Genomic DNA, 1,220 nt, shown 5'->3' with positions numbered 1-1,220 from the left:
GTAGATACCATCTCTCCTAATCAGCCTCAAGTTTTTATTTAACTAACTTGAGGCTGATATTCTGTTTGATTCTTAACAACACCAAAACATATTTGTGACAACTTTCTCATCGCTGCACCTAGCGCCTGCATTTTTGTTTTGCCTTGTTTTAGTAATCTCGTTTTCTGCGCTTTTATATCGGTATTATGTTGCCCAGCTACGATTGCGGCCATATACAACTTCGCTCTGATATAGCCTGGCCCTTCCTTACTCAAGGTTGTTTTTCCTGCCCGTTTACCAGATTCGTTGTGCTTGGGGATCAAGCCTAAATAAGAAGCCAGCTGTTTCGCGCTCTTAAACCGCTTACACGCCAGTAAACAAACCATTATTCGGGATGTTACTTCACCAACACCATTTATACTTTCAAGTAATTGGCGGTTCTTCTTCAATTGAGGATGCCTGTCAATATGCTCATCGATTTCATTCTTGAGTTTATCAATTTCAGCCTTTAACACTGCTATCATATCTTTGAGAGATTGAGCGACCCGAGCGGATGCGCCTGAAAAGCCTACCGCTTCATAACGGTTTTCTTCACGCTGCAAATCTTGCTCTAGCGCTTCAAGTCTACGCATCATTGCCTTTAGTTCTCTTGCTTCTACAGGCTCTGGCTGCCAGCTTGAAAGTGAATGTTGTTGGTCATGCCCATAGCGAGCTAGCATTGTGGCGTCTGATTTATCAGTCTTATGAACTAGCCCTAATGATTTTGCATATTGTTTTGCTTTTCCAGGGTTTACATGTAAAAGAGTAAATCCTTGAGCATATAAAAAATACATCAAAGGTTCGCTATAAATACCAGTAGGCTCTGTCGTAATAACAATATTCTGAGCTTCTAACCCTGTATTCTTTAGCACCCAATCAACTAATTCTTGATAGCCTTGTTTTGTGTTCTTTAAGACCTTGGTTTTCTGCTTATTTTTGACCACGTCGCGTAACCAGCTAACATCTAACTTTTCTTTACCTACATCAATGCCAATAAAAGCCTTCATCTCTATCTACTCCCCTTGTACATGCAGCATCACCCTTACTTGGGGTGCTAGGATACCATTCAGTTTAATGGAGGTTAGGAAATCAGGGCTCAATCTACAAAACAGCATTTTTGTGCTAAGGTCGCGCACGAGCTCACCGATTTCCCGATGCGATAAGTGCTAGCTAAACACTCATCAAGAAGAGATACAAGGTCG

At 41.4% G+C, this 1,220-nt stretch carries 1 protein-coding gene; it reads right to left on the bottom strand.

The window, feature by feature from the left end; translation table 11 throughout:
* Nucleotides 1-38: 38 nt before the first annotated feature.
* Nucleotides 39-1,025, bottom strand: coding sequence for an IS110 family RNA-guided transposase (locus TY87_RS22360; protein ID WP_100188761.1), 987 nt, complete (start codon nt 1,023-1,025; stop codon nt 39-41).
* Between the last annotated feature and the right edge of the window lie 195 nt (nt 1,026-1,220).

The organism is Marinomonas sp. BSi20584, from assembly GCF_002792415.1.
Taxonomy (GTDB): domain Bacteria; phylum Pseudomonadota; class Gammaproteobacteria; order Pseudomonadales; family Marinomonadaceae; genus Marinomonas; species Marinomonas polaris.
Note: the sequence above shows the minus strand (reverse complement) of the source record. Positions and strands in the feature narration are given on the sequence as shown.